Source organism: Sphingomonas spermidinifaciens (assembly GCF_002351485.1).
In the GTDB taxonomy this organism is placed as follows: domain Bacteria; phylum Pseudomonadota; class Alphaproteobacteria; order Sphingomonadales; family Sphingomonadaceae; genus Sphingomonas; species Sphingomonas spermidinifaciens.
In genome coordinates, this window is sequence record NZ_NWMW01000001.1 from 615083 (window position 1) to 639988 (window position 24906).

Genomic DNA, 24906 nt, shown 5'->3' on the forward strand with positions numbered 1-24906 from the left:
CCATTAGATGCCGCCCGAAATTCGGTCGGTCGCCGATCGGCTCGCCGATATGAAGATCGCGCCGATCGTATCGAGCCGCACACGCGGGGCGTTGATCCCGGCTCGCACCGCGGCGGCGAGCTGCTCCTCGAATGCAAGCTCGGCGCTTTCCGCTTCGGTCGCACCGGCTCGGGCCCGGGCTCGCAATTGCCCGAGCCGCCCCTGATCGACGCGGGCCGCGCGCTGCTCTGCCTGGCCAAGGCTCGCGACCAGCTCGGGGTCGCCACGAAGCACCTCCTCTGCCGTCACACGCGCCTTTCCGCAAAGCTCTCCCCAATAGGCGAGCTCCGGCAGCTGCATTTGCAGCAGGCGCTGCCAACGCCTGACGTTCAAATTGAGATCGACGGCGCCGCTACGGTCCGGCTCGACACCATAGGGGCGACCCAAGCGCGCGAGCAGCGCCTCATCCTTCACCGGCGCCAGCTCGCGATCGAGCCAGATCGAGCGATAGAAGGGCGCAAGGGCCATGTCGCCGCGCCGACCGAGTGCCGCCCGGGCCGCGCTCGTATCGCGCTCATGGGCCGCCAGCACCTCGTCCGCCGCCGCGGTATCGACCTCCAGGACGAAGTCGAAGCGAAAGAAGAATTCTGCGAGCGGGTCGCCGACATGGTCCGGCGCGAAGCGCCACATCGCGAAAGACCGCCCCCGATCATCGGCTTGCGTGAGCGCAGTCATGCCGCTGATCAAAGCGTCGCCGTAGCGGAGCAGACCAACGCCGTTGACGCGGGCCGCACGATTGAGCGCGGTGCGCCTGCGGAATGTGTAGGGGATGGTCCGGATCGCCCGCCCGAGCCTCGGCCCGGGCCGCAGATCGAGCGCCTCCGCACACTGCGCCATAAAGGCAGGTAACGGAATGAGCGTATGCCGGTTCGAGGTCGAATAGACGTAGCGGAACGGTGCCGCCATGCCCGCCGCCGCAACCGGGCCCGCCTCGTCCGCGCGGCCGAACTGCAGTGTCTGCTCGAGCCAGATCGCCGTATCGCTGGCGATCGACTGCCAATCCTCATCGAGTTCGGAAAGCTCATCGACCAGGTCGGTCGGAGGCGTGCCGAGCGCGTCGAGCGCGTCCTGTTGGTCGATCGATTTGATCTCGCGCTCGATGAGGCCCTGCTCGCCGGCGCTGCTCTCGGTGAGATCGGCGAGGGCCTCGGCCCCGTCGGTGAAGAGCGCGCGGGCTATGTCGCGCACCGTCTGCTCGATCAGATATTGAAGACTCGCAACCGACCGGTCGAATACTCTGAGGGCGGTATTGAGATAGCCGACCCAGGCCATTTCCAGGGGGTCGTCCTCGCAGGCCAGCACCAGCGAGCGCACCGCCTCGCCCGATCCGTAGCGGTCCGCCCGTCCGAGCCGCTGCTCAATCCGGTTCGGATTGAGCGGCACGTCATAGTGGACGACCACCTTCTTCCCGCCTTGGAGGTTGAGGCCTTCCTCGGCGCGGCGATCGCAGACGAGCACCGGGTGATCGGCGGCTCCGGCGAACGCTGTCCACGCATCGTCCTGTGGATCGTGCCGATCGACCGTAATCCTGAACTCATCCCGGATACGCTTCGCGAGCGCATCCGCGGTCTTGGCGTCGGAGCAAAAGATCACGCACTGTGCGTGGCTGCGCACGAGGGACGCCAGCGCGCCGAGCAGCGCCTCCGCGCGGTCTTCGAACAGCCCGGCACGTCCCAGGCACCGATTGATCTCCGCAAAGCGTTCGGGATCGCCGATCATCGCCGCCTGGCGAGCCAGGAATCCGATCATCCCCGGGCCGGAACTCGGATATTGCGAGGCCCGGTCGAGCACCTGCCAGAAGGCGCGCACACGATCGCCCCAAAGTTTCTCCGAGCCTGCCGCGTCGAGCTTGATGGCCTCGTCGAACCGCCAGTCATCGATGGCCACGGTCAGCGCGGCACGATCTCTGCTGCGATATCGGACGATCTCGGCGCCGGCTCGGTCGGGCGTCAGCCCTCCGATACTCCGCCGTCGATGACGCAGAATGCGGCGATGCAGCCGGTAGACTTCGCTCAAATGGGCGTGAAGCCGTCCGATCGCCTCGATGAGGGCAGGATCGTCGGGCTCCGGCATCGTGTCGATGACGCCGCGCAGGTCGCTCGCATGCTCCTGCAGCAGTTCATCATCGGGGAAGAGAGCCGCCAACTGGTCGATCGTATAGTCCAGGTACATCGCATTTTCGGGCGTCAGGCCCGCGACGATCTCCGCCAGCGCCTGGCGGCTCTCGACCTTGCGACGAAACGCATCCTCGCCGCCGAGCGGATAAGTGGCAGCGTCGAGCAAGTGCAGCATTTCGAGGAAGCCGCGTTCATTGTGCAGGGCTGGCGTCGCCGACAGGAGCAAGACCCGGTCGATCGCCGGGGCCGCAGCCGCGACGTCTGCGTAAATCCCGCCGACGCCGCCCGCCTTTCGCTCGGTCAGATGGTGCGCTTCGTCGATGACCAGCATCGTCGCCTTTGGCAGGAGCGCGCGGATGCGGTCGTCGTCGTCGAGGGCGACCACATGGAGGTTGCGATCGAGGCAGCGCTCGAGGAAGAACTTGCCCGCAAGCTCGCTCCGCCACTGACCGACCAACGCCGCAGGCACGATCACGAGGATGCTGCACCTCTGCTGCGCGTCGAGGATACACTGACGGATCAGCACGCCGGCCTCGATCGTCTTGCCGAGGCCGACCTCGTCCGCGAGCAGATACCGCTGAACCGGATCCTGAAGGATGCGTCGCACCACCTCGATCTGGTGCGCCTCGAGTTCGACTGCCGACGCCAGGAGCGCCGACATGCCCATCGATGCTGCCCGCTGGCGCGTCTGCGAGCGGATGAAGGTGCTTCGTCCATCGGAGAAGCGCGGGCTCTCATTGATCCGGTTGGCGAGAAACGGTGTCGGATCCTCGATGGGGCGAGCCCAGCGCACGAACACGGCCTCGAGCTTCAGGTGCTTCGCCTTGCCATTCGGAAACTGGATGAGCTGGCTGTCGCCATGATCGTCGAGCAGCCGACCGATCTCCCACGCGCCGGCTGCCTCGTCGAAATGATAGACGCGGGTCTGCTCGGCGAGCGTTACCCGCTCGATCAGATCGTGTTCGATCTCATGGACGACCGGCTCGGAAGTCGGCGAATCGAAATACTCGACCGCGCAGAAAGACCCGCTTCGATCGATCTGCTTGCCAATTCCCAGCGATGCATACTGCCCCCCGGTCGACCGAACGAACACTGATTCCCCCGCTATTCGATCCTCTTATGCCATCATCGTTGATGATTCATTTGCCCAATCGTCACCTGTCTGCAGCTGAAGCGAAGGCTTCCCAACCCTTTGATCGCAGCTCGCAGGCGGGGCAGCCACCGCAGCCATAGCCCCAGTCGTGCAGAATTTCGTGCTCGCCGCGATAGCAGGTGTGCGTACCCGTCCGGATCAGTTCGACGAGCGGCTGTCCGCCCAACCGGTCGGCCAGGGCCCATGTTTGGGCCTTGTCGAGCCACATCAGCGGCGTGTGCACGACGGCGCGGCTGCCCATGCCGAGGTTGAGGGTGACCTGGAGCGACTTCAGCGTGTCATCGCGGCAGTCCGGATATCCGGAGTAATCGGTCTCGCACATGCCCCCGACGAGATGTCGAAGCTGGCGGCGTGACGCGAGTGCGGCCGCGAGCGTGAAGAACAGCAGGTTACGCCCCGGCACGAAGGTGTTGGGAAGCCCATCGTCGCGCAGTGCAATTTCCGCTTCTCGAGTAAGCGCCGTCTCGCTCACCTGACCCAGCACCGAGAGATCGAGCATATGATCGGGACCGAGCCGATCGCTCCATTCCGGATCGAGTTCAGCGACACGGGCCCGGAAATCGCCGCGGCACTCGAGTTCCACGCGGTGGCGCTGGCCATAATCGAATCCGACGGTTTCGACTGTTTCGAACCGGTCGAGCGCCCAGGCCAGGCAGGTGGCGCTGTCCTGCCCCCCGGAGAAGAGCACCAGCGCGCCCGTGTCGGGGGTCACGCCGACGCCTCCTCGCCCCAATAGGAGCAGGTTTCGCCGCTGCTGTCGCGATGGACGCTGACCCTATGGAGATTGTGCACGACCGGGTGCAGCCGATCCCAGATCCACCGGCTGAGATTCTCCATGGTGGCGGGACCAAGATCGTTGATCTCGTCGAGGAAGCGATGATCGAGCGCATCGCGCGCATCCTCCATCGACCGTTCGAGCAGACCGAGATCGACGATCATGCCGGTGACCGGATCGGGGCGGCCGCGCACCGCGACCTCGGCGCGATAGCTATGTCCGTGAATGCGTCGACTCGACTCCGTGTCGATCGACCGTTCGAGCGTGTGAGCCGCGTCGAATCGAAATTGCTTGCTGAGTTCGAACATCAGCGGATCCCGATCATCTTGTGCGACTGGAGCGACAGGCGCCAGCGCGGGTTGTTGGTGCAATAGGCGATCGCCGCCTCCAGGTTGGTTGCAGCTTGCGGCGAGTCCATCGGCTGAAGGAAGAAATAGTCGAACGCGAGATGCTCGAAGCGCTCGGGCGCCGCCTTTTCCTGCGGATAGACCAGCTTCAACTCGTCGCCCGCTCGCAGCACCAGTTCGGCATCGGCCTTGGGACTGACACAGACCCAATCCAGACCCGCCGGGGCGGCCTGCGTTCCGTTGGTCTCGATCCAGACCTCGAAGCCGCGCGCATGGAGCGCATCGACCAGCGATTGATCGACCTGCAGCAAGGGCTCGCCGCCGGTGAGAACGACATAGCGGCCCGGACGGCTGTCGCCCCATTCGGCCTCGACCGCGTCAGCTAGGGCGCCTGCATCGGCGAAACGGCCGCCGCCGCTGCCGTCGATGCCGACGAAGTCGGTATCGCAGAAGCTGCATACCGCCTGGCCCCGGTCGATCTCGCGGCCCGACCACAGATTGCAGCCGGCAAAGCGGCAGAACACCGCTGCGCGGCCCATCTGCGCACCTTCGCCCTGAAGCGTCTTGAAGATCTCCTTGACGGCGTAGCTCATGACGGGGCCGCCGTCGGTTCGAGCAGCGGAGCCGGGGCGAGCTTGGCCTTGCGCCGAAGGTCCGCCTTCACGAGCCCGACCAGATAATGCTTCAAGAGCGCGACGTCGCGATTGACGTTCTGCAAGCTGTTCCACCGCCGCACTTCGCCCTCGAGGTGCCACTCTCCGCTGGTCCAGGCGGTCTTGTCCTTGAGGGATGCAAGGCCATCGCGGAAGTCCTCCACACTGCGTGCGCCGGCGCGCTCGGCAAGCACTTCCATCACATCGCCCATTGCCTGAATGCCCGCGCCATGCAGCAACCGCGACGAGTTCGGCTTCTGGCCGTGCCAGGCCTCGGGCCAGGTCTTCTTCACGGCCTCGAAGAAGTTCGACACGAGGCGAACGCAGCGTTCCACGCCTTTCGGACCGCGAATGAGTTCGCGCATCACGCCGTTGCTGAGCGATTCCATGATGATCTTCTGCATCACGGTATCGGCGATGATGCCCTCGGGGCATGTGTGCTGCTTGATATAACCCCTGAGCGCGGTGTTCTCGAAGTTGAGGAGCGCCGTCAGGTCGGATGCCGTCGAGCGGCGGCTGAGCCGCGGCGGGAGATCCCCGACCGTCGGCAGCAGCTCATAGATCAGCGATTTGGGCAGCGGCTTGGTGTTGTTGATGAGCACGAACTGGCGGCGCAGCTCGGCTTCATCTCGGCAGATCAACGCCGAGACGAACACTTGGAAGTCGCGGTCCAGATCGGCCAAGGCCGAGAGCCGCTGCTGGCCGTCGACCACCAGCCCCGGAGCCCCCGCGCTCATGTCGATCGACAGCCGCACGACGCCGGTTTCCAGCCCTTCCACCGAAACCCTTTCGGTGAAGGCGACCACGATCGGATTGGGAAGAACGGCGTCGGGCTTTTCGAGATAGTCGCGAATCTCGCGGATATGGGCCGCGACCTGCGGGCGCTGAAATCCGTTGAGCTCGCCCTGCGCGTCCCGCCCGATGCGATCGATGGTCGCAAAGCGCAGCACATCCGCGGCTTTCGCCGCGAAGCTGAGCACTTTGTGCTCACTGCTCTGCTGCGCACAGACGGCGAGGTAGGTCATCACTTGGTTCAACAGCACGCTTCAAATCCAGTCGTTCGATATGGTCTTGGTAGACCGCGAGGTTGTGGATCCCGCGGCGTTTGTTGCGATTGCTGCCGCGAAAGATGATGACATCGATCGCGGCGTCCCGGCAGATCTTGCAGGAACATTGCTTCCAGGGCCGCTCCGTCAGGGTCGCGCGGTAGCGCTGCGCGAGCCGCGCCAGTGTCGGACTGTCCTTGCAGTCCTCGTGCGGCTTCTCCTCGAACAGCGGCGCACTGTAGACGAGAACGTGGTGCAAGGTCTCCTCGAGCTCGGCCTCGCCCCGATCGAAGGCGCGCAGCGCACCGAGCGCCAGCGCTTCGAGCCTGACCAGGTCCTCGGCGCGGAACATGCCCTTCTTGACGGCTCGTTGCAGCTTGGGATTCTCGATCGCCTGCGGCACCCGGATCGAGGTGAAATAGCGCAGCGCCAGCCCATCACCGGGCAGGTAATAGTTCTGCTTCGCGTCCTTGAACGCACGGATGAGCGGCGAGGTCGTGTCGAAGCTCGAGATGTCGTAGCCGTGGAAGCTGTCGATATCGTCGGCCTTGGCGAAACCCAGGATGTGGAGGCGAGTCGAGGCGGGCACCGCGTGACGGATCGCTTCCAGGCAGAGCTTGATCTCGGGCGATTTGAGCGGAACCATGCCGCCGAGCGCGAGATAGTCATAGCCCATGGCGACGAGCCGGCGCGCCGCGTCCGCCATGCTGTCCGGCGACCAGCCCTGGACCACGCCGAGGGGGGTGAAATCCGCGTCCATCGCTCTGGCTTCGCGCAGGAAACCCTCGGCATTCTCCAGCGTGATATCGAAGCGCTGCCGGGCCTCGGCCGACCCGCCGCCCATGCCCACAAGGCCAGCATCGAAGTCGAAGATGATATGGTCGACCGAGGCGCCGTGGGTGAAACCGCATTCGTCGTAGAATTCGGCCATTTCCGCAGGCGTGTAGGGCGGCCGCTCGTCCTGGACATAGGTGAAAGCGCCGCAGTCGCCGAATATCTCGAGATGGGCGAATTCCGGCTTGTCGAGGCGCAGGAACTTGCGTGCGCCGACCAGCCGAAACCGGCGCGCCTGGCTCGCGGTATACTTGCCCTTCACCCGGTGGTCGCCGACAATGCCGCGCGAGACCAGCACCCCGTCATAAGGGGCATAGCCCAATATCTCGTGCGGATAGGCATCGTCCCAATAGGGCTGGCGCTCCGCCGGACTGCGATCGGCGATGAAGTCGAACGCGGGGTCCACATAATCGAGGCTGTCGGCGAAGATAAATTTCATGCTGCCGCCCGCGCGAGATCGCGCTCGATATGCATCAGATGATCGCTGAGTTTGGTGATATGCTGCGAGGTCGACTGGATCTCGTTCCAATCGAGCCCCAAGCCCTCCCACGTGCCGCCGGTCCAGCAGCAGCGCGGCGCCATCCGCGCGAGCATCGCGCGCACCGCCGCCGCCTTGTCCGGCGACGCGTCGGCGCGCAGCATGATCGTGTCCATCAAGGCCCCCATCGCGCGGATGCCCGCCGAGTGCATGAGCCGGCTTTCCGACGGCGGCTTGCCCCATGCCTCCGGGAAGGTGTCGCGCACCGCGGACCAGTAGAGCACGAGCGCGTCGTACATCGCCGCCGTGTCGTTGCCGTCGCCATTGTGCTTGAACTGGCCGAGCGCGCCCGCCGGAGTCTTGAGGCTCGCCTTCATCGTCTCGATGAGGGCATTGTCGGTGACGATCCCGGCCCGATCCTTGGCGTCCGACTCCCGCTTGATCAGCCCACAGAAGGGCGAGTTCGGATCGGTGTTGAGCGCTTCGCACAGCGCGCTCGGCAACTGCCGGGCGGCAAGATCACGCGGCAGGAGCACGCTGACTTCGGGCAGAAGCTCGTTGATCAGCCGTGTGGGCAGCGGCCGCGCCTTGTTGACCAGGATGAACTGCTCGCGCTGCGTCTCGAGCGCATCCGATACGAAGCCGACCACTGGCACGGCGATCGTCCGGTCCTTGGCGGCGCTGAGCGCGAGCGAGCGCTGCTGGCCGTCGACGATCCATGCCGCCCGGCGTCCCTCCGGGTAGATCGGGATCGAAAGCGTTCCGGCGTCGCCCACTTCGCACAGATTGCCGGGCGAACGCCCGCGTGCCGACGCAAATTCGACTTCCGGCGAGAGGGCGAGGATGATCGCATTGGGGAACAGCACCGGGCCGCTGTCAAGAAAGGCGGTAATTTCCTTGACGTGGTCGCGGATCTCGCGCCGCTGGAAACCTTTCAATTCCTGCTCATCACGACGAATGCGGCTAATGTCTGCAACGCGATTGATGTCGGCACCGTAGAGGAAAAAGGCGAATATGCTCGTGCCCGAGCCCTGCTCAGCGCGCACCGCACGCACCTTGAGATATTCGCGCCCGTTCATGCGCGTTCACGCCGGACGATACGCGCCAGTTGCGCAAAGCGGCCCTGTTCGCATGCTATGCCGAGATCGTCCCGAAACCGGCGCAGCAGCCGTGAGGAGCTTCCCCCTTCTGCGTCCCAGTTCGCGCGGATCAGGTCGAGCAAGGCTGCATCGTCATGACGAGTCCGAGCAAACTGCGTCGGCAGCCGCCAGCCCTCTAACGCGTGCGACACAGCTTCGGCATGCGCGTGCGCGTCGCGCGCATCCACGTTATCCGCAATCACCTCGGCGAAGTGGCGCAGAGCCCGGCCGGCAAAGTCGCTACGCGTTCCGCGATTTGAGCTGTCCGGACCATCGAGCCTGTCATCATAGGGCATGAGAAAATCGCGCAAAGTCGCCGGAATTTGGTCGGCTGGTGCGCGTGTGAAGAGCCGCAATCGCGCCAGCACGGTTCGGGGCAGCGACAGAAGATCAGCAGCGATCATATCGATATAGGCTTCTGAGAGCGCAGCGCAGATCAAACCGTCGTTCCGCGAGGCGACATCGTGCAGCGCGACGGCGAATGGCGAAGCTTGGTTCAGCTTTCGCCACCAAGCCGCGGAATCAAATTCGCCAATGATCCGGGCAGAAATGCTGTCTGGCGCGCCGATCAGCACGGTGCAGGCATAAGGCGGTACCGATGCCTCCGCGTCGATAAGGCCGAGCCCCGCGGAGACAACCATCAACCTTGCGTCGAGTAACCTAGCCGCGGCGATCGCTTCCCTGAAGCTGCGGCCCCCATAGATTTCGTCGCCGCGAAAACGCGCTCGCTCGCGGGCAAGCCGGCGCGCCCAATCGTCGGCGAGATTGGGAAGGTCCGCCTCCGGGAGAGCGGCCATATGGAGACTGTCGGAAACCGGCTTGCGCTTGCGATTCGTACAGGCGGTGATGACAAGCGTCACAAAATGAGGCCCCCCAATGCCCTCGAGCGATTGAATTTTTGTATAGCGTTGGGTGCCGGTTTTAGCCAGAATTAATGTCGGCAGGCGCTCATCAAATCAGCGCATTAAATGCTCGATTCCGCGATGCTTTGCGGATTCAGGCGTCCCATTTTGTCGGCGCAGGGCAAAAATTTCGGGTGTCCGACGGCCCCGGAAGTTGTGAGAACCGCGCTTGAGAACGCGCGCCGATAACGGCCATCCGGCGCCGCCGAACGCGGAAGGCATAGCGCCTAAATCATTGGATCGACAACCTGTGCTTGCCAAGCGGGACTCGGTCGCCGAAGATTCCTCTTGATGAGAAAGGATGTCGATCACCTACCGGCGATTCAACAGGGCGAACTGGAGCGTGTCCAGTGCGTGCTGATGGAGGAGTTCGCCGAGGCGATCGGCAGGGCGACCACCGAGAGCCGGAAGAACGGCAAGATCCTCAAGATCATCCTGTTCGGCTCCTACGCCCGGAACGATTGGGTCGACGAGCCGGAGAACGGTTACCAGTCCGATTTCGACCTGCTCGTCGTCGTCAACCACGACGACCTCACCGACATTGCGCATTACTGGTACGTGGCCGAAGACCGTATCCTGCGCGACGCCGCGATCGCGCGCCCCGTCAACATCATCGTCCATTCGCTCGACGAGGTGAACCAGTCGCTCAAACGCGGCGAGTATTTCTGGGTCGATATCGCCCGCGACGGGATCATCCTGTACGAGCTGCCATGCCATCCGCTGGCGACGCCGATGCCGCTCACGTCGGCCGACGCCTATCAGATGGCAGCTGGCTATTTTGGAGAGTGGCTGCCGAGCATCGATCGCGCCTTATCCACGGCCAGTGACCAAGTCCAAAAAGGGGCGGACGACCTTGGATGGCGAAAGGATGCCGCCTTTACGCTGCACCAAGCAGTGGAGCGGGCCTACATCTGCTTCCTGCTGGTGCGAACGCTCTATTTCCCGCGCTCACACAACATCAAATTCCTGCGCTCGCTCGCCGAGGACAGCGAACCGCGTCTGATCGAAGCGTGGCCGCGCGAGCGCAGGATCGACCGGCGACGCTTCCAGCTACTGAAGCGCGCCTATGTCGAGGCGCGCTACTCCACCGCCTATGAGATCACCGTCGAGGAACTGAACGCAATCCTCGGCTCCGTGCGCCAGCTCCGCGACATCATCGAGCAGGTATCGCGCGAGCGGCTCGATCACCTGCGGAGCGTCGCCGGCCTGTAGCCGCCACGGACGGTTTTCCAGCCGAACCTGACCGTTCCCGGCCCATCGGGGCCCATCAGCGCCATTCTCTTTTCGAGGGCTTGGGCGGACTTTGAGGCCGTCCGGATCGACCTGATGTCGACCGGCGGGAGCCCTCGACGTGACGCCCACCAAATTGCTCATCGGACAGATCCTGGTCGTCTTCGCGATCGTCGTCGCGGGACTGTGGGCGGCGACGCAATGGGCCGCGGCGATGCTGGGCTACCAGCCGGAGCTCGGCCCCGCATGGTTCCGTGTCGCCGGCCTGCCGGTCTACCGGCCCTGGGCGCTGTTCGCCTGGTGGTATCACTTCGACGCCTACGCGCCGCATGTGTTCGACCGCGCCGGCGCGCTGGCGGGAGCAAGCGGCTTCATCGGCTGCGGCGCCGCGATCTTCGGTTCGCTGTGGCGGGCACGGCAGGCGCGGCACGTGACCACCTATGGCTCCGCCCGCTGGGCGACGCAGAAGGAGATCGAGCGCGCCGGGCTGCTGCGCGATGCCGGCGTGATGCTCGGGCGCCTCGGCGCCCGCTATCTTCGCCATGACGGGCCCGAGCATGTCATGGCGTTCGCGCCGACCCGTTCGGGAAAGGGCGTCGGCCTAGTCGTACCGACGCTGCTGAGCTGGACCGGCTCGGCGGTCATCCACGACATCAAGGGCGAGAATTGGCAGCTCACCGCCGGCTGGCGCGCGCGGTTCAGCCACGCGCTGCTGTTCAATCCGACCGACGCGCGGTCCGCCCGCTACAATCCCCTTCTCGAAGTCCGACGCGGCCCGAACGAGGTCCGCGACGTTCAGAACATCGCCGACATCCTCGTCGATCCGGAAGGCGCGCTCGAGCGGCGCAACCATTGGGAGAAGACCAGCCATTCGCTGCTCGTCGGCGCGATCCTCCACATCCTCTATGCCGAGGAGGAGAAGACGCTCGCCCGCGTCGCCACCTTCCTCTCCGATCCGCAGCGCCCCTTCGTCGCCACACTCCGGCGGATGATGACGACCAACCATCTCGGCACCGAAGATGCGCCGCGGGTCCACCCGGTGGTCGCCTCGGCCGCGCGCGAGCTTCTCAACAAGAGCGAGAACGAGCGCTCGGGCGTGCTCTCGACCGCCATGTCGTTCCTCGGCCTCTATCGCGATCCTACTGTTGCCGAGGTCACTTCGCGCTGCGACTGGCGGATCGCCGACCTGATCGAAGCCGAGCGCCCGCTGTCGCTCTATCTCGTCATTCCGCCCTCAGACATCAGCCGCACCAAGCCGCTCGTGCGTCTGGTGCTCAACCAGATCGGCCGACGCCTGACCGAGCGTCTCGATCAGTCCGGGTCCGAGCGACGCCACAAGCTGCTGATGATGCTGGACGAGTTTCCCGCGCTCGGGCGGCTCGACTTCTTCGAGACCAGCCTCGCGTTCATGGCCGGCTACGGCATCCGCGCCTTCCTCATCGCTCAGAGCCTCAACCAGATCGAGAAGGCCTATGGCGAGCACAATTCGATCCTCGATAACTGCCATGTCCGCGTCGCCTTCGCGACCAACGACGAACGTACCGCCAAGCGCATTTCCGACGCGCTCGGCACCGCGACCGAGCAGCGCGCGATGCGCAACTATGCCGGCCACCGCCTCGCGCCCTGGCTCGCCCACGTCATGGTCAGCCGCCAGGAGACCGCTCGGCAACTGCTGACGCCCGGCGAGGTGATGCAGCTATCGCCCGACGAGGAACTGGTGCTCGTCTCCGGCATGGCGCCGATTCGCGCCCGCAAGCTGCGCTATTTCGCCGATCGCAACTTCACCGGTCGCGTCGCCGCGCCGCCGGCGCTGTCCGATGGTCGCTATGCCGACCGACCCAGCGCCCGGAGGGATGACTGGAGCGGGATCGTCCGCGGCCCGGATGTGCGGCTCGGCCAATCGGACGCGCCCGAGGAGCTCACCGAGGACGGCGGCCTCGAGCAGCAGCGCCATCCCGGCCTACCCGAACAGTCCGCGCCGCAGCCCGAAACCGCGCCCGATCCGGCGCTGGCGCTCGCCGACGACGAGGACATCGCCGCCGACCAGCGCGCCATGGACCAGGCGCGCGGTCTCACCGCCGTCGCCCGCGGCTATGCCCTCAACGAGGGCAGCGACCGCGATCTCGTGCCGGGGCTGTAAGCCATGAAGGTCCGGCAGAACCTCTATATCGATCGCGAGCTGAGCGACGCGCTGGAGGCGCTCGCGGCGGGCACCGTCGGCAACAAGTCGCGGCTGGTGAACGACGCGCTCGCGGACTGGCTGGCGCGGCGGGCCACCCGAGAGATCGATGACCTTCTCAAGCACCGCCTCGACCGGATCACCCGCGAGATCGGACATGCGCGCCGCGACATCGAAGTGCTGCTCGAAAGCCTGTCGCTGTTCGTGCGCTACCAGCTGATGGTGACGGCGCCGCTTCCCGACGCCGATGCCGCTGCCGTCGCCGTCGGCCGCGAGCGGTTCGAGAAATTCGTGGCGCAAGTCGGCCGACAGCTCGCCGGCGGCAAGCGCTCCATCGGTCACGATCCGGACACCGGAGGCGCGGCATGAGCGGCGCTCCCGACACCGTATCCGAGGGCCGGCGCCGCGCGATGCTGCGCACGGCGATGGGGCCGACCATCGCGGCGGCGCTCGCCGATCCCCTCGTGCTCGAGGTGATGGTCAATCCCGACGGCGCGCTCCGTCTCGACCGGCTCGGCGAGGGACGTACCGACACGCTGGTCCGCTTCGACCCCGCGCAGGTCGAGCGGATCATCCGCCTGGTCGCCTCCCACGCGCGGACCGAAGTCCATGCCGACCGGCCGATCGTCTCCGCCGAGCTGCCGCCGCATGGCGAAGGGGCCGGCGAACGGTTCGAGGGATTGCTACCGCCGGTCGCGCTCGGCCCTTGCTTCTCGATCCGCAAGCCCGCGACCCGGCTCTACACGCTGATGGATTATGTGAACGACGGCATCATGTCGGCCGATGCGGCGCGCCTGCTCTCGCTCGCCGTCGTCGAGCGCCGGAATATCCTGATCGCCGGCGGCACCAGCTCGGGCAAGACCACGCTCGCCAACGCGCTGCTGGCCGAGATGGCGCATCTCGATGAGCGCGTGCTGCTGATCGAGGACACGCGCGAGCTCCAGTCGCCCGCCGCCGATACCGTCGCGCTGCGTACCCGACCGGGCAGCGTCTCCATGGCCGACCTGGTCCGCTCGACGCTGCGCCTGCGTCCAGACCGGATCATCGTCGGCGAGGTGCGCGGTCCCGAGGCGCTCGACATGCTCAAGGCCTGGAACACCGGCCACCCGGGCGGGATCGCCACGGTCCATGCCAACAGCGCCGCCGCCGCACTCTACCGCGTCGAGCAACTCGTGCAGGAGGCGGTAGTCACGGTGCCGCGGCGGCTGATCGCCGAGGCCATCGACGTCGTCGTGTTCATCGCCGGACGCGGCACAGGCCGGCGGATCGAGACGATCGCGCGGCTCGCAGGCCTCGATCCGGACGGCAACTACGGCCTCGCCGACCTCACGCCCCCTCCCGAACCCCCGATCCATGGAGACTGACCCATGCCCGTATTCCGCATATCCATCCGCCCGTTCCTGTCCTTCCCGCTGCTCGCGCTCGGCTGCGCCGCGCTCTCGACCAGCGCCTGGGCCAGCGGCTCCGGCATGCCCTGGGAACAGCCCCTGCAACAGGTGCTGGAGTCGGTGCAGGGACCGGTGGCGAAGATCGTCGCCGTGATCATCATCATCGTAACCGGCCTGACCCTCGCCTTCGGCGAGACCGCGGGCGGGTTCCGGCGGCTGATCCAGATCGTGTTCGGCCTGTCGATCGCGTTCGCCGCCTCGTCCTTCTTCCTCTCCTTCTTCAGCTTCGGCGGCGGAGCGCTCGTCGCATGACCGGCGGCGGGCATATCGAAGGCTTCGAGGCGCCGGTCCACACCAGCCTCGGCCAGCCGATCTTGCTCGCCGGCGCGCCGCGCGGTCTGGCGATCGTCAACGGCACAATCGCGGCTGCGATCGGGCTCGGCCTCCAGCAATGGCTGGCGGGCATCGCGATCTGGGCGGTCGGGCACAGCCTCGCGGTGTTCGCGGCGCGGCGCGATCCCGACTTCGCGCCGGTGCTGATCCGGCATCTGCGCCAAAAGGGGCATCTCGCATGCTAGCGCTGCACGAATATCGGCGGCGCGCCGATCGCCTCGCCGATCATCTTCCCTGGGCGGCGCTGGTCGCCCCCGGCATCGTCCTCAACAAGGACGGCAGCTTCCAGCGCACGCTCGCCTTCCGCGGCCCGGACCTGGAAAGCGCGACAGAGGCCGAGCTGGTCGCGGCATCGGCGCGGGCCAACAACGTGCTCAAACGGTTCGGCTCCGGCTGGGCGCTGTTCTTCGAGGCCGAGCGGCGCGAGGCGCTCGGCTATCCCGAGAGCCGCTTCCCCGATCCCGTATCCTGGCTGGTCGACGAGGAGCGCCGCGCCGGCTTCGAGGCCGAAGGCGAGCACTTCGAAAGCCGCTATTACATGACGCTGCTCTGGCTGCCGCCTGCCGACAGCAGCGATGCCGCCGGCCGCGCGCTGGTCGACCGGCCCGACCAGGACGGCACGCGCGACTGGCGCGGCGAACTTGCCCGCTTCATTGCCGAGACCGACCGCGTGCTCGACCTGTTCGGCGGCTTCATGCCGGAAGTGCGCGCGCTCGACGACGCGGAGACGCTGACCTATCTCCACGGCACCGTTTCCGGGATCCGCCACGGCGTCGCCGTTCCGGACACGCCGATGTACATCGATGCCGTGCTCGCCGACACGCCGCTTGCCGGCGGCCTCGAGCCCAGGCTTGGCGACCGGCATCTGCGCACCGTGACCGTGCTCGGCTTTCCGAGTTTGAGCCGGCCCGGCATCCTCGACGCGCTCAACGCGGCGGATTTCGGCTACCGCTGGACCACCCGCTTCATCGCGCTCGACAAGACCGACGCGACCAAGGTGCTCACCCGCATCCGGCGCCAATGGTTCAACAAGCGCAAGTCGATCACCGCGCTCCTGCGCGAGGTGCTCTACAACCAGCCGACCCAACTCCTCGACAGCGACGCCGATAACAAGGTGCTCGACGCCGACCTGGCGCTCCAGGAACTGGGCGGCGACCATGTCGCGTTCGGCTATCTGACGACGACGATCACCGTCGCCGACACCGATCGCGCAAAGGTCGACGAGAAGGTCCGCGCGGTCGAGCGGATCGTCAACGGGCTGGGCTTCACCTGCGTGCGCGAGACCATGAACGCGGTAGAGGCCTGGCTCTCGTCGCTGCCGGGTCACGCCTATGCCAATGTCCGCCAGCCGCTCGTCCATACCCTCAACCTCGCCCACCTCATGCCGCTCTCGGGCGTGTGGGCGGGACCGGATACGAATCGCCACCTGGGCGGCCCGCCGCTTCTCCATGCGCAGACCTCGGGCACGACGCCGTTCCGGCTGTCGACCCATGTCGGCGATGTCGGACATATGCTGGTCGTGGGACCGACCGGTGCCGGCAAGTCGGTGCTGCTCGGGCTGATCGCGCTCCAGTTCCGCCGCTACGCGAACTCTCAGATCATCATGTTCGACCTGGGTTTCTCCGCTCGCGTGCCGGTGCTGGCGATGGGCGGCTCGCATTATGCCCTGGGCGGCCACGGCGAAGAGATCGGCCTCGCGTTTCAGCCGCTCCGCCGCATTCACGATCCGCTGGAGCGTGCCTGGGCGGCCGAATGGCTGGCCGCTCTGCTCGCCCATGAGAAGGTCGCGGTCACGCCGCAGGTCAAGGACGCGGTCTGGTCGGCGCTCGGCAACCTCGCCACCGCGCCCGTAGAGGAGCGGACGCTGACCGGCCTCGGCATGCTGCTGCAGTCGGCCCCGCTCCGGCTGGCGCTGACCCCCTATACGGTCGAAGGCCCCTATGGCCGGCTGCTCGACGCGGCCGACGAGACGCTCGCCTTCGCCGACGTACAGTGCTTCGAGACCGAGGCGCTGATGCTTCAGGCGGGCGTCGTCGCCCCGGTCCTCAACTATCTCTTCCATCGTCTCGAAGCGCGCTTCGACGGGCGTCCGACGCTGCTCGTCATCGACGAAGCCTGGAGCCTGCTCGACGATCCGATGTTCGCAGCGCGCATCCGCGAATGGCTGAAGACGCTGCGTAAGAAGAACGTCGCCGTCGTTTTCGCCACCCAGTCCCTCGCCGACATTACCGAAAGCAGCATCGCGCCCGCCATCATCGAGAGCTGCCCGCAGCGCATCCTGCTGCCCAACGACCGCGCGATCGAGCCGCAGAGCCGGCAGGCCTATGAGCGTTTCGGGCTCAACGACCGGCAGGTCGAGCTGGTCAGCCGGGCCACGCCCAAGCGCCACTATTACCTCCAGTCCGCCCGCGGGAACCGGCTGTTCGAGCTCGGCCTCGGCCCTGTGGCGCTCGCGCTGTGCGGCGCCTCCGGTCCCGAATGGGTCGAGCGCGTCGATGCGCTGCTCGGCGAGCACGGCCCCGGCGACTTCGCCGACCGCTTCTTCCGCGCAGCAGGGCTCGACTGGGCCGCCGAACTGCTCGTCCGCTTCCCTGGTCCCCAACCGCAAGCCCCACAGGAGATATGATGATGCCTCGTCCTACCGTCACGCTTTCGCGCAAGCACGCCATCGCGGCCGCGCTTGCCGCCGCTTCCATTCTGTCGCTGGGCATGGCGGTGAGCACGCAGCCGGCTTCGGCGCAGATCACCGTCTTCGATCCCAACAACTACAGCCAGAACATCCTGACCGCCGCGCGCACGCTGACGCAGATCAACAACCAGATCCGGTCGCTGCAGAACGAGGCGACGATGCTGCTCAACCAGGCGAAGAACCTCAGCCGCATCGACTTCCCGGAAATCCAGGCGATCACCGAACGGCTCCAGCAGATCGACCGGCTGATGGGCCAGGCACAGGGGCTGAACTTCCGGGTCTCCGGACTCGACGAACAGCTTCGCCGGCTCTTCCCGCAGGATTTCAGCCAGGCGCTCTCCACCAATGACCGGGTGCTCGCAGCACGGCAGCGACTCGACACGGCGATGGCGGCGTATCGCCAGACCATGACGGTCCAAGCGCAGGTGGCGGAGAACGTCACGGCCGACGCAGGGACGCTGACCGCGATCATGGCGAAGAGCCAGGGCGCCGAAGGCGCGCTGCAGGCGGCGCAGGCCACCAACCAGCTCCTCGCACTCAGCGCCAAGCAGCAGTTCCAGATCCAGAACCTGATGGCCGCGCAATATCGCGCCGACGCCACCGAGGCAGCACGCCGCGCCCAGGCCGAGGCCGAAGGTCGCGTCGCCACCCGGAAGTTCCTCGGGACCGGCTCCGCCTACACGCCCCAATAGGCGCGGCCGGCCCGACGCGGCGGCGGTCTCGCCTCCCGCCGCCGCGCCGCGGGGCGTGGCCAAGCTCCCCCGCCACGTCCCGCGGCACCCTTCATCCGCAAAGGAAGGCTCACGTGCAGGATCTCAACGTCATCGACCGCTTCATGGCCGCCTTCATCCGCTACATCGACAGCGGGTTCGGGCTGCTCGGTCCCGACGTCGGGTTCCTCACGGCGACGCTGATCGGCATCGACATCACACTCGCCGGGCTGTTCTGGGCAATGGGCGGCGAGCAGGACGTGATCGGCCGCTTCCTGAAGAAGATCCTCTACATCGGCGCGTTCGCGCTGATCCTGAACAGCTTCTCGACGCTCGCCGACATCATCTTCCGTTCGTTCGCGCAGGCCGGGCTCACCGCCGGCGGGGGCACGCTTTCCGCCGACGACCTGCTCAAGCCCGGCCGCCTCGCGGGCACCGGCTTCTCCGCGGCCTGGCCGCTGCTCGACCAGGCGTCGAGCATGATGGGGTTCGTCAGCTTCTTCGACAATTTCCTGACGATCGCGGTGCTGCTGTTCGCCTGGGTGATCGTCATCCTCGCCTTCTTCATCCTCGCCGTGCAGATGTTCGTCACGATCATCGAGTTCAAGCTGACCTCGCTGGCCGGCTTCATCCTCGTGCCGTTCGCGCTGTGGAACCGGACCAGCTTCCTCGCCGAACGCGTTCTCGGCAACGTGGTGTCCTCGGGCATCAAGGTGATGGTGCTCGCCGTCATCGTCGGCATCGGCTCCAATTTCTTTGCCGAATTCACGACGTCGATGCAGGGGCAGGAGCCTGATCTCGGCCAGGCCATGAGCCTGACGCTGGGCGCGCTCGCACTGTTCGGGCTCGGCATCTTCGGCCCGGGCATCGCGTCCGGTCTCGTCGCCGGCGCGCCGCAGCTCGGCGCGGGCGCGGCGGTCGGCACCACGCTGGGCGCAGCGGGCGTGGTTGCGCTCGGCGGCGGCGCCGCCATGGGCGCGGCACGCCTCGCGGGCGCCGGCGCGCTCGGCGCGGTCCGCGCCGGGACGGCGATGGGCTCCGCGGCGTCGACCGCCTACAAGCTCGGTCAGGAGACCTCCGGCTCCTCAAGCGTGGGCGCCGGCCTCAAAGGCGTCGGTCAGGCGGCCGCCGGCGCGGCCCGGCAGCGCGCCGGATCAGCCTTCGGGCTCAAGGCCGCAGCGGAATCGGGACGCGCCGCCGCATGGTCTGCACTTTCCGGCAATAGCGGCGCGCAGCCGACGGCGCCTGCGAGCGCGGAGGCCGCGCCGTCCTGGGCACAGGCGCTGCGGCGCCAGCAGGACGCGCGGCATCACCGCCACATCGCGCTTCAGACGCTCAAGGAGGGCGACCGTGGCGGCGCCTCGGCCACCCCCGACATCAAGGAAAAGGAGGAATAAGCCATGCGTTTCAAGCGAAGCGTCCAACGCTACGGGCGCACCCCAGAACCCGAGACGCCCTACCAGCGCGCCGGGCAGCTATGGGACGAACGCATCGGATCGGCGCGCGTCCAGGCGCGGAACTGGCGGCTGATGGCCTTCGGCGGCCTGGCGCTCACCACCGCCATGTCCGCGGCGCTCGTCTGGCAATCGCTGCAGAGCAAGGTCGTGCCCTATGTGGTCGCCGTCGACCGGCTAGGCGAAGCCCGGGCGGTCAGCGAAGCCGAGCGCGACTACCAGCCGAGCGACCCCCAGGTCGCCTGGCATCTCGCGCGCTTCATCGAGCACGTCCGGTCGGTGTCGCTCGACCCGGTCCTCATGCGCCGGGACTGGCTGTCGGCCTATGATTTGGTGACCAGGCGCGGCGCCCAGTTCCTCGGCGACTATGCGCGCGCCGCCGATCCGTTCGGCAGGATGGGCGAGCAGACGATCTCGGTGCAGGTGACCAGCGTCGTCCGCGCGTCGGATCGCTCCTTCCAGGTCAAATGGACCGAGACCGGGTTCGAGCGCGGCGTGCGGACCGGCACGTCGAACTGGACCGGCATCCTGACCGTGGTGCGAAAGGCCCCGACTTCGGCGGAGACGCTCCGCCGCAACCCGCTCGGCATCTATATCGACGCCATCGACTGGAGCCGCGAGCTCGATTCGGCGGCGGCGCCGGCGGCGACGCCGTCGCCGGCCCCTGCATCGCCTCCGCCTGCGAACGTGCCGCGCGGATCTCCGCTCGACTCGACGCTCGCCGCCGAACCGACACCCCCCACTGTTCCGGAGAACCGGCAATGACCCGTCAGCTTGCCCTTACAGCCATGGCTGCGCTCGCGTTCACCCCCGCCGCCGGTGCACAGTCCAATCCATCATTCGCTTCCGGCCGGCCGCCGCACGGCGTCGCCGCGATTGGCGCCGCTAATGCCGACGCCACCGTGGAACCGCGCCGTCCCGATTTCATCAACGGAACTGCGGTCTATCCCTTTGCCGACGGCACCATCTACCGCGTCTATACCGCGCCGGAACGCGTGACCGACATCGCACTCCAGCCGGGCGAGATCCTGATCGCGGTGGCGAGCGGCGACACGGTGCGCTGGGTGATCGGCGACACCGCGAGCGGAACGGGCGCGGAGAAGCGGGTCCACGTCCTAGTCAAACCGTTCTCCGCCGGCCTCAGCACCAACCTGGTGATCACCACCGATCGGCGGACCTATCACATCGCGCTCGCCAGCACCGGCGGGCCGGCGATGGCGGCGCTGTCGTGGAGCTATCCGCAGGATGCACTCCTCGCGATCCGCCGCGCCCAGGAAGCTGCGGCGGCGGCCGCGCCGGTGGCGGCGGGGCTGGAGATTGAACGCCTCGATTTCGGCTATTCGATTTCAGGCGATCGGCCTTCGTGGCGCCCGCTGCGAGCGTTCGATGACGGGCGGCAGACCTTCATCGAATTCCCGCCGTCGCTCGCCGTCGGGGAAGCACCCCCGCTGTTCCTGGTAGATCGCAAAGGCGAGGCCCAGCTGGTCAACTACCGCCTGCGCGGACGCTATTATGTCGTCGACCGCCTGTTCGATAATGCGGAGCTCCGCCTCGGCGCCAAGCGCCAGCAGGTCGTGCGGATCAGCCGGATCGGCCGGAGGTCGTCATGACTGACGCCATCATATCGAACGAACCCGCGGTCGCGCCCAAGATCGACCCCGAGACATTGGTCCTGCGCGCGCAGCCCGCACCTGCGATCCGGTTCAAGCGCGGGCTTGTCGTCGGACTCGCGGCCATCGCCATCATCGTGCTGGTCGCGGCCGCCTGGTTCGCGCTGAAACCGCGAAACCTGCACCTTGTGGGCGAGCAGAGCGATCTCGCCGAACCGGCCAAGGCTCCCGGCGATGCCCTCAGCGGGCTCCCCGCCAGCTACGGCGATGCGCCCAAGCTCGGCCCGCCGCTTCCCGGCGATCTCGGCCGGCCCATTCTCAAGCACCAGCAGGCGATGACGGAAGGCGTGCCGCCCCAGCCGAATGCGGCCGAAGAGGCGGCGCGGACGGCACAGGAGCAGGCTGCGGCCGAGCGCAAGGCGGCGCGCGAATCCGGCGTGCTGGTGCATAGTGGTGCCCGCGCCGTGTCGGCCGAGGCCGCGCCGGCTGCCGTCGCGACGGCGCCGAGCGATGCCGATGCATCCAAGCTGGCACTGGACCCGAATCGCGATCCCAATGCGCAGCAGCGCAAGGCCGATTTCGTGTCGACATCGGACCGCGGCGGCGACGTCAATCCGCACCTGATCCGCCCCGCCGCCTCGCCCTACATGCTGTCGGCCGGCAGCGTGATCGCCGCAAGCCTCATCACCGGCCTGCGATCCGACCTTCCCGGGCTAGTCACGGCGCAGGTCACCGAGCGCGTGTTCGACAGCGCCACCGGCCGCATCCCGCTGATCCCGCAGGGCGCGCGCCTGATCGGCACCTATGATTCCGTGGTGGCCTTCGGCCAGCGCCGCGCGCTCGTCGTCTGGCAGCGCATAATCTTCCCGGATGGCCGTTCGATCCGGATGGAGAACGTGCCGGCCACCGATCCCTCCGGCTATGCCGGGTTGGAGGACAAGGTTGATTTCCACACCTGGACGCTCCTCAAGGGCGTGGCGATCTCGACCCTGCTCGGCGTCGGCTCCAACCTCACCTTCACCGGCGAGAGCGACCTCGTACAGGCCATCCGGGAATCGACCCAGCAGAATGTCGCGCGCGCCGGCGACCAGCTCACCTCGCGCAACCTCCAGATTCAGCCAACGATCACCGTGCGGCCAGGCACGCCAGTGCGCTTGGTCGTGCATCGCGATCTCGTGCTCTCTCCACCATCCGAATAGGTGACCTATGCCAGACCTGAAGCTGCCCAAGCTGCCTGATCGCACGCCCGTCAGGCTCACGATCAGCATCACGCCCGACCTCCAAGCCGCCCTGAACGATTACGCAAAGGTCTATGCGGAAACCTATGGTCGCGAAGAACCTGTGACTGAGCTCATCCCGGCAATGCTCGCGAGTTTCGTCGAGAGCGATCGCGCGTTCTCGCGCTCGCGAGCAAAGCCATGAGCAGAGCGCGAACCATCAAGGACCGCCATAGTGCGGCAGAGGCAACGCCTACCCTGTTCGAGGACCTACCGACCGAGCCGATCTGCGTCAGGGTGGCAGCCGCGGTCAAACTGACGGGTATCCCGCGGTCCACACTTTATGAGCTGATTGGTTCTGGCGAAATCGAAACCGCTAAAATCGGGAGATCCACCTTCATCCTTTATGCCAGTCTCAAACGGCTGTTCGAGAAGCACTAGCGCTGATTGGTACAGTGCAATGATTCCTGCACCACCGAGCTCAAGGATTCACGGGGCGAGTCCAACCTTCGGCAAGCTTCTCAATCACTTTCTCGAACCAGCCCTCATACCAATACCAGGCATTCGCGATGGACACGCCATAGCCCTTGGCTGGGGTGCGTGCCTCCAGCTGCTGCGCGAGCTTGGTGTGATCGTACATGTTGAAGTTGGGATAGCCTGCCTCTCGCACCTTGGCGACGATCTGCGAGGGCAGGTACTTCTGCCGCTCGACCTCCTTGAGCAGGACGCGCTCGACCGCCTGCGCCTCGGGCGAGCCAGGCCGGACGAAGTCGATCGCAAGGTCCGCATTGGTGGCCCGTCCTGTAACCTTGGGAACGAAGGCGACGCGGTACCGAAAGCGCGGATCCTTCTGCTCGTCCTCAGTCAGCGCGTTGTGGAAGTTGTCCATTGCGGTTGCGATGTGCGCTGGCAGGCTCTCTCCGGCGAGCAGCGCGCGCTGCCCGCCGTAGAACGTCACGAACTGCAATGCGATTGGCAGGCGTCGCTCGAGCGCGAACTGCCCACCGAACAGCGCTTTGATGGCGTCATTGAAGTTAAGGCAGCAGGCTTGGAGCTTGGCACTGAGCGCGTCGTCGATGCGATTGGTCGAGCGGTGCTCGATCTCGTGCCGGATCTCGAGCAGGAACTTCAGATTATTGATCGTGCCGCGGTCGAGCGGGCATGCGCCCGTCGCGATGCACTGGCCCAGCTCCCAATATTTCTCGGCGCCGCTCGGTGTGGTCTGTACCACGCCGGCGCGGCGGTAGCGATAATCTACCCCCTCCCGCCGGTAGTAGGCGTGCATCAGGTAGGTCCAGGCGATGATCGCGGTCACGATGAAGATTTCGGCACGGAAAAGCAGCCCGGCGCCGTTGAACGTGTGGACCGCTGCGATCATGGCCTCTCGCGCCTTTATCAGCAGTTCGTCGCCGCGAGCGCTTAAGCCGGTGTCCGGGTCGACATCGGGCCAGGCTGCGAGATAGGCGTCGAGTTCGGTATCGCTCGCTGCCCTGACCGCGCGGTGCTTCGCACCGTCGCGAATTTCCGAGATACGCGCGTGATTGATCGATCGCGTGGGGCGAGAGAAATAAGCTTGGATGTCCTGCGGCACGAAATTGCGCGCGAGCATGGCCTTAACCAACGCCACTTCCCAGCGCTCCAGGGTATTGCCCGGTCGTCTCGCCATATGCCCCTCCCACACACATGATTGGCTCAAGACGGTGTGTCGGCAAGCCCTAAGCTAGGATGCGGCCGCTGGGGCCCGGACAGTGCCGAAAACGGTCGCGATACTGAATTGTCCGGTTACCAGAAGATGCTTTTGGGGTAGCTTTCCCTCGTCTCGTTGCCCAGATCAATCAGTTAGCAATCAGTCGCGCATCCGCGCTTCGAATCGCTCCAAGAGACTAGCTCGAAGCGCTCCCAGGACTCGAACCACTGCAAGAATTTGAGGGGCATGGTATCGACCATGGTATGATGTTGTCGCTCAAACAAAAACGGCCATAATTACAGTGTGTTATGTGGCGATCTCGAGTCCTCTTCTGGGCACCAGTCAACCACTTTATCGTGTCGTTTTTACACGATAAAGTGGATTTCCTGAAAATGTGATCCCACATTGATTACCACACGAGTGAGCGCCTCCTGCCGATCCACAAGAACCTGATCGACTGCGGGCTTCTACACTTCGTGGACAAGCAGCGCCGCAACGGTCGCACGAAGCTGTTCGAAGAGATCGACCCCGGCACCAAGGGCGTGCGGTCGGTCGCGTTTTCAAAATGGTTCACGCAGTTTCTTCGAAGCTGCGGTGCCTATCAACCTCGCACCTGCTTCCATTCATTCCGTCATAACTTCCGCGACGAGTTGCGCGCCGCGCGCACAGACCATGACGTTGCAATGGCGCTCGGCGGATGGACGAACGGAACGGGGAAGCGGGGAGCATCCGAGAACTACGGCAGCGGGCATCGAGTGGGGGTGCTGGCAGAGGCGGTCAGCCAGCTTTCCTTCCGCGAAGTAGATATCTCCCATCTGGCGTGGAACGCCAGATAGCAGCCCTCGCGACCATTTACGGCAGTTTTC

24 protein-coding genes are annotated in these 24906 nt (G+C 66.1%); 15 read left to right on the plus strand and 9 right to left on the minus strand.

Translation table 11 applies throughout. The features are described 5' to 3' along the window. Window positions 1-3: 3 nt before the first annotated feature. The 8 genes from dpdE to COC42_RS03005 all read right to left on the minus strand — a co-directional run bounded on the left by dpdE (window position 4) and on the right by COC42_RS03005 (window position 9441). A complete protein-coding gene (gene dpdE / locus COC42_RS18055) occupies window positions 4-3249 on the minus strand; it encodes a protein DpdE (RefSeq protein ID WP_096341772.1) in 3246 nt (1081 codons plus the stop codon). A gap of 61 nt (window positions 3250-3310) precedes the next feature. Further along, window positions 3311-4021, minus strand: a complete 711-nt coding sequence (gene queC, locus COC42_RS02975) for a 7-cyano-7-deazaguanine synthase QueC (protein ID WP_096341773.1) — start codon at window positions 4019-4021, stop codon at window positions 3311-3313. Continuing rightward, window positions 4018-4392 (minus strand): 6-pyruvoyl trahydropterin synthase family protein, encoded by a 375-nt coding sequence (locus COC42_RS02980; protein ID WP_096341774.1) that lies wholly within the window; start codon window positions 4390-4392, stop codon window positions 4018-4020. The genes queC and COC42_RS02980 overlap by 4 nt, the downstream gene beginning before the upstream one ends. After that, window positions 4392-5024 (minus strand): 7-carboxy-7-deazaguanine synthase, encoded by a 633-nt coding sequence (queE, locus tag COC42_RS02985; protein WP_096341775.1) that lies wholly within the window; start codon window positions 5022-5024, stop codon window positions 4392-4394. Before queE ends, COC42_RS02980 begins: the two co-directional genes overlap by 1 nt. Further along, complete coding sequence (gene dbpB, locus COC42_RS02990; RefSeq protein WP_096341776.1) at window positions 5021-6109, minus strand: DGQHR domain-containing protein DpdB; 1089 nt, start codon at window positions 6107-6109, stop codon at window positions 5021-5023. Before dbpB (COC42_RS02990) ends, queE begins: the two co-directional genes overlap by 4 nt. Next, complete coding sequence (dpdA, locus tag COC42_RS02995) at window positions 6072-7403, minus strand: tRNA-guanine transglycosylase DpdA (RefSeq protein WP_096341777.1); 1332 nt, start codon at window positions 7401-7403, stop codon at window positions 6072-6074. Before dpdA ends, dbpB (COC42_RS02990) begins: the two co-directional genes overlap by 38 nt. Continuing rightward, window positions 7400-8521 carry a DGQHR domain-containing protein DpdB gene (dbpB, locus tag COC42_RS03000; protein ID WP_096341778.1) on the minus strand — a complete coding sequence of 374 codons (1122 nt, stop codon included), beginning with the start codon at window positions 8519-8521 and terminating at the stop codon, window positions 7400-7402. The genes dpdA and dbpB (COC42_RS03000) overlap by 4 nt, the downstream gene beginning before the upstream one ends. After that, the gene (locus COC42_RS03005) at window positions 8518-9441 is read right to left on the minus strand and encodes a hypothetical protein (RefSeq protein WP_096341779.1); all 924 of its coding nucleotides are present in this window, start codon (window positions 9439-9441) and stop codon (window positions 8518-8520) included. The genes dbpB (COC42_RS03000) and COC42_RS03005 overlap by 4 nt, the downstream gene beginning before the upstream one ends. A 333-nt stretch (window positions 9442-9774) precedes the next feature. Between COC42_RS03005 and COC42_RS03010 the strand changes: the two genes are divergently transcribed. From COC42_RS03010 to COC42_RS03075, 14 genes are all read left to right on the plus strand, one after another. Further along, window positions 9775-10695: a nucleotidyltransferase and HEPN domain-containing protein gene (locus COC42_RS03010; RefSeq protein WP_096341780.1), complete on the plus strand. Its 921-nt coding sequence runs from the start codon at window positions 9775-9777 to the stop codon at window positions 10693-10695. 139 nt (window positions 10696-10834) lie between these two features. After that, a complete protein-coding gene (locus COC42_RS03015) occupies window positions 10835-12853 on the plus strand; it encodes a conjugal transfer protein TraG (RefSeq protein ID WP_096341781.1) in 2019 nt (672 codons plus the stop codon). Window positions 12854-12856: 3 nt separating this feature from the next. Then, window positions 12857-13261 (plus strand): CopG family transcriptional regulator, encoded by a 405-nt coding sequence (locus tag COC42_RS03020; RefSeq protein WP_096341782.1) that lies wholly within the window; start codon window positions 12857-12859, stop codon window positions 13259-13261. Then, the gene (gene trbB, locus COC42_RS03025) at window positions 13258-14256 is read left to right on the plus strand and encodes a P-type conjugative transfer ATPase TrbB (RefSeq protein WP_096341783.1); all 999 of its coding nucleotides are present in this window, start codon (window positions 13258-13260) and stop codon (window positions 14254-14256) included. The genes COC42_RS03020 and trbB overlap by 4 nt, the downstream gene beginning before the upstream one ends. 3 nt (window positions 14257-14259) lie before the next feature. Beyond that, on the plus strand, window positions 14260-14592 hold the full coding sequence (locus tag COC42_RS03030) for a TrbC/VirB2 family type IV secretion system protein (protein WP_096341784.1): 333 nt from the start codon (window positions 14260-14262) through the stop codon (window positions 14590-14592). Next, window positions 14589-14858 carry a VirB3 family type IV secretion system protein gene (locus COC42_RS03035; RefSeq protein WP_096341785.1) on the plus strand — a complete coding sequence of 90 codons (270 nt, stop codon included), beginning with the start codon at window positions 14589-14591 and terminating at the stop codon, window positions 14856-14858. The genes COC42_RS03030 and COC42_RS03035 overlap by 4 nt, the downstream gene beginning before the upstream one ends. Further along, window positions 14852-17299, plus strand: a complete 2448-nt coding sequence (gene trbE / locus COC42_RS03040) for a conjugal transfer protein TrbE (protein ID WP_096341786.1) — start codon at window positions 14852-14854, stop codon at window positions 17297-17299. Before COC42_RS03035 ends, trbE begins: the two co-directional genes overlap by 7 nt. Before the next feature lie 2 nt (window positions 17300-17301). Then, on the plus strand, window positions 17302-18054 hold the full coding sequence (gene trbJ, locus COC42_RS03045; RefSeq protein WP_096343057.1) for a P-type conjugative transfer protein TrbJ: 753 nt from the start codon (window positions 17302-17304) through the stop codon (window positions 18052-18054). A gap of 113 nt (window positions 18055-18167) precedes the next feature. Beyond that, entirely contained in the window at window positions 18168-19469 is a 1302-nt protein-coding gene (gene trbL / locus COC42_RS03050) for a P-type conjugative transfer protein TrbL (protein ID WP_096341787.1), read from the plus strand. A 3-nt stretch (window positions 19470-19472) separates the two neighbouring features. Continuing rightward, window positions 19473-20291: a conjugal transfer protein TrbF gene (gene trbF / locus COC42_RS03055; protein ID WP_096341788.1), complete on the plus strand. Its 819-nt coding sequence runs from the start codon at window positions 19473-19475 to the stop codon at window positions 20289-20291. After that, entirely contained in the window at window positions 20288-21136 is an 849-nt protein-coding gene (trbG, locus tag COC42_RS03060; RefSeq protein WP_096341789.1) for a P-type conjugative transfer protein TrbG, read from the plus strand. Before trbF ends, trbG begins: the two co-directional genes overlap by 4 nt. A 56-nt stretch (window positions 21137-21192) precedes the next feature. After that, window positions 21193-22335 carry a TraB/TrbI/VirB10 family type IV secretion system protein gene (locus tag COC42_RS03065; RefSeq protein ID WP_342747280.1) on the plus strand — a complete coding sequence of 381 codons (1143 nt, stop codon included), beginning with the start codon at window positions 21193-21195 and terminating at the stop codon, window positions 22333-22335. Between the two features lie 7 nt (window positions 22336-22342). After that, window positions 22343-22558, plus strand: coding sequence for a DUF2274 domain-containing protein (locus tag COC42_RS03070; RefSeq protein WP_096341791.1), 216 nt, complete (start codon window positions 22343-22345; stop codon window positions 22556-22558). Beyond that, window positions 22555-22794 (plus strand): helix-turn-helix domain-containing protein, encoded by a 240-nt coding sequence (locus tag COC42_RS03075; protein ID WP_096341792.1) that lies wholly within the window; start codon window positions 22555-22557, stop codon window positions 22792-22794. The genes COC42_RS03070 and COC42_RS03075 overlap by 4 nt, the downstream gene beginning before the upstream one ends. Window positions 22795-22834: 40 nt before the next feature. On the opposite strand, the gene COC42_RS03080 is transcribed toward COC42_RS03075, so the two are convergent. Next, entirely contained in the window at window positions 22835-24019 is a 1185-nt protein-coding gene (locus COC42_RS03080) for a DUF3644 domain-containing protein (RefSeq protein WP_096341793.1), read from the minus strand. Between the two features lie 497 nt (window positions 24020-24516). Here COC42_RS03080 and COC42_RS03085 point away from each other — a divergent pair, with 497 nt between their 5' ends. Next, window positions 24517-24876, plus strand: coding sequence for a site-specific integrase (locus COC42_RS03085; protein WP_096341794.1), 360 nt, complete (start codon window positions 24517-24519; stop codon window positions 24874-24876). Window positions 24877-24906 lie beyond the last annotated feature (30 nt).

What these genes read in the sequence shown, in the direction of transcription:
- COC42_RS02980 (WP_096341774.1), bottom strand. Translation starts at nt 4,392, where the DNA reads ATGTTCGAACTCAGCAAGCAATTTCGATTCGACGCGGCTCACACGCTC.
- queE (WP_096341775.1), bottom strand. Translation starts at nt 5,024, where the DNA reads ATGAGCTACGCCGTCAAGGAGATCTTCAAGACGCTTCAGGGCGAAGGT.
- dbpB (WP_096341776.1), bottom strand. Translation starts at nt 6,109, where the DNA reads ATGACCTACCTCGCCGTCTGTGCGCAGCAGAGCAGTGAGCACAAAGTG.
- dpdA (WP_096341777.1), bottom strand. Translation starts at nt 7,403, where the DNA reads ATGAAATTTATCTTCGCCGACAGCCTCGATTATGTGGACCCCGCGTTC.
- dbpB (WP_096341778.1), bottom strand. Translation starts at nt 8,521, where the DNA reads ATGAACGGGCGCGAATATCTCAAGGTGCGTGCGGTGCGCGCTGAGCAG.
- COC42_RS03010 (WP_096341780.1), top strand. Translation starts at nt 9,775, where the DNA reads ATGAGAAAGGATGTCGATCACCTACCGGCGATTCAACAGGGCGAACTG.
- COC42_RS03020 (WP_096341782.1), top strand. Translation starts at nt 12,857, where the DNA reads ATGAAGGTCCGGCAGAACCTCTATATCGATCGCGAGCTGAGCGACGCG.
- trbB (WP_096341783.1), top strand. Translation starts at nt 13,258, where the DNA reads ATGAGCGGCGCTCCCGACACCGTATCCGAGGGCCGGCGCCGCGCGATG.
- COC42_RS03030 (WP_096341784.1), top strand. Translation starts at nt 14,260, where the DNA reads ATGCCCGTATTCCGCATATCCATCCGCCCGTTCCTGTCCTTCCCGCTG.
- COC42_RS03035 (WP_096341785.1), top strand. Translation starts at nt 14,589, where the DNA reads ATGACCGGCGGCGGGCATATCGAAGGCTTCGAGGCGCCGGTCCACACC.
- trbE (WP_096341786.1), top strand. Translation starts at nt 14,852, where the DNA reads ATGCTAGCGCTGCACGAATATCGGCGGCGCGCCGATCGCCTCGCCGAT.
- trbJ (WP_096343057.1), top strand. Translation starts at nt 17,302, where the DNA reads ATGCCTCGTCCTACCGTCACGCTTTCGCGCAAGCACGCCATCGCGGCC.
- trbF (WP_096341788.1), top strand. Translation starts at nt 19,473, where the DNA reads ATGCGTTTCAAGCGAAGCGTCCAACGCTACGGGCGCACCCCAGAACCC.
- trbG (WP_096341789.1), top strand. Translation starts at nt 20,288, where the DNA reads ATGACCCGTCAGCTTGCCCTTACAGCCATGGCTGCGCTCGCGTTCACC.
- COC42_RS03070 (WP_096341791.1), top strand. Translation starts at nt 22,343, where the DNA reads ATGCCAGACCTGAAGCTGCCCAAGCTGCCTGATCGCACGCCCGTCAGG.
- COC42_RS03075 (WP_096341792.1), top strand. Translation starts at nt 22,555, where the DNA reads ATGAGCAGAGCGCGAACCATCAAGGACCGCCATAGTGCGGCAGAGGCA.
- COC42_RS03080 (WP_096341793.1), bottom strand. Translation starts at nt 24,019, where the DNA reads ATGGCGAGACGACCGGGCAATACCCTGGAGCGCTGGGAAGTGGCGTTG.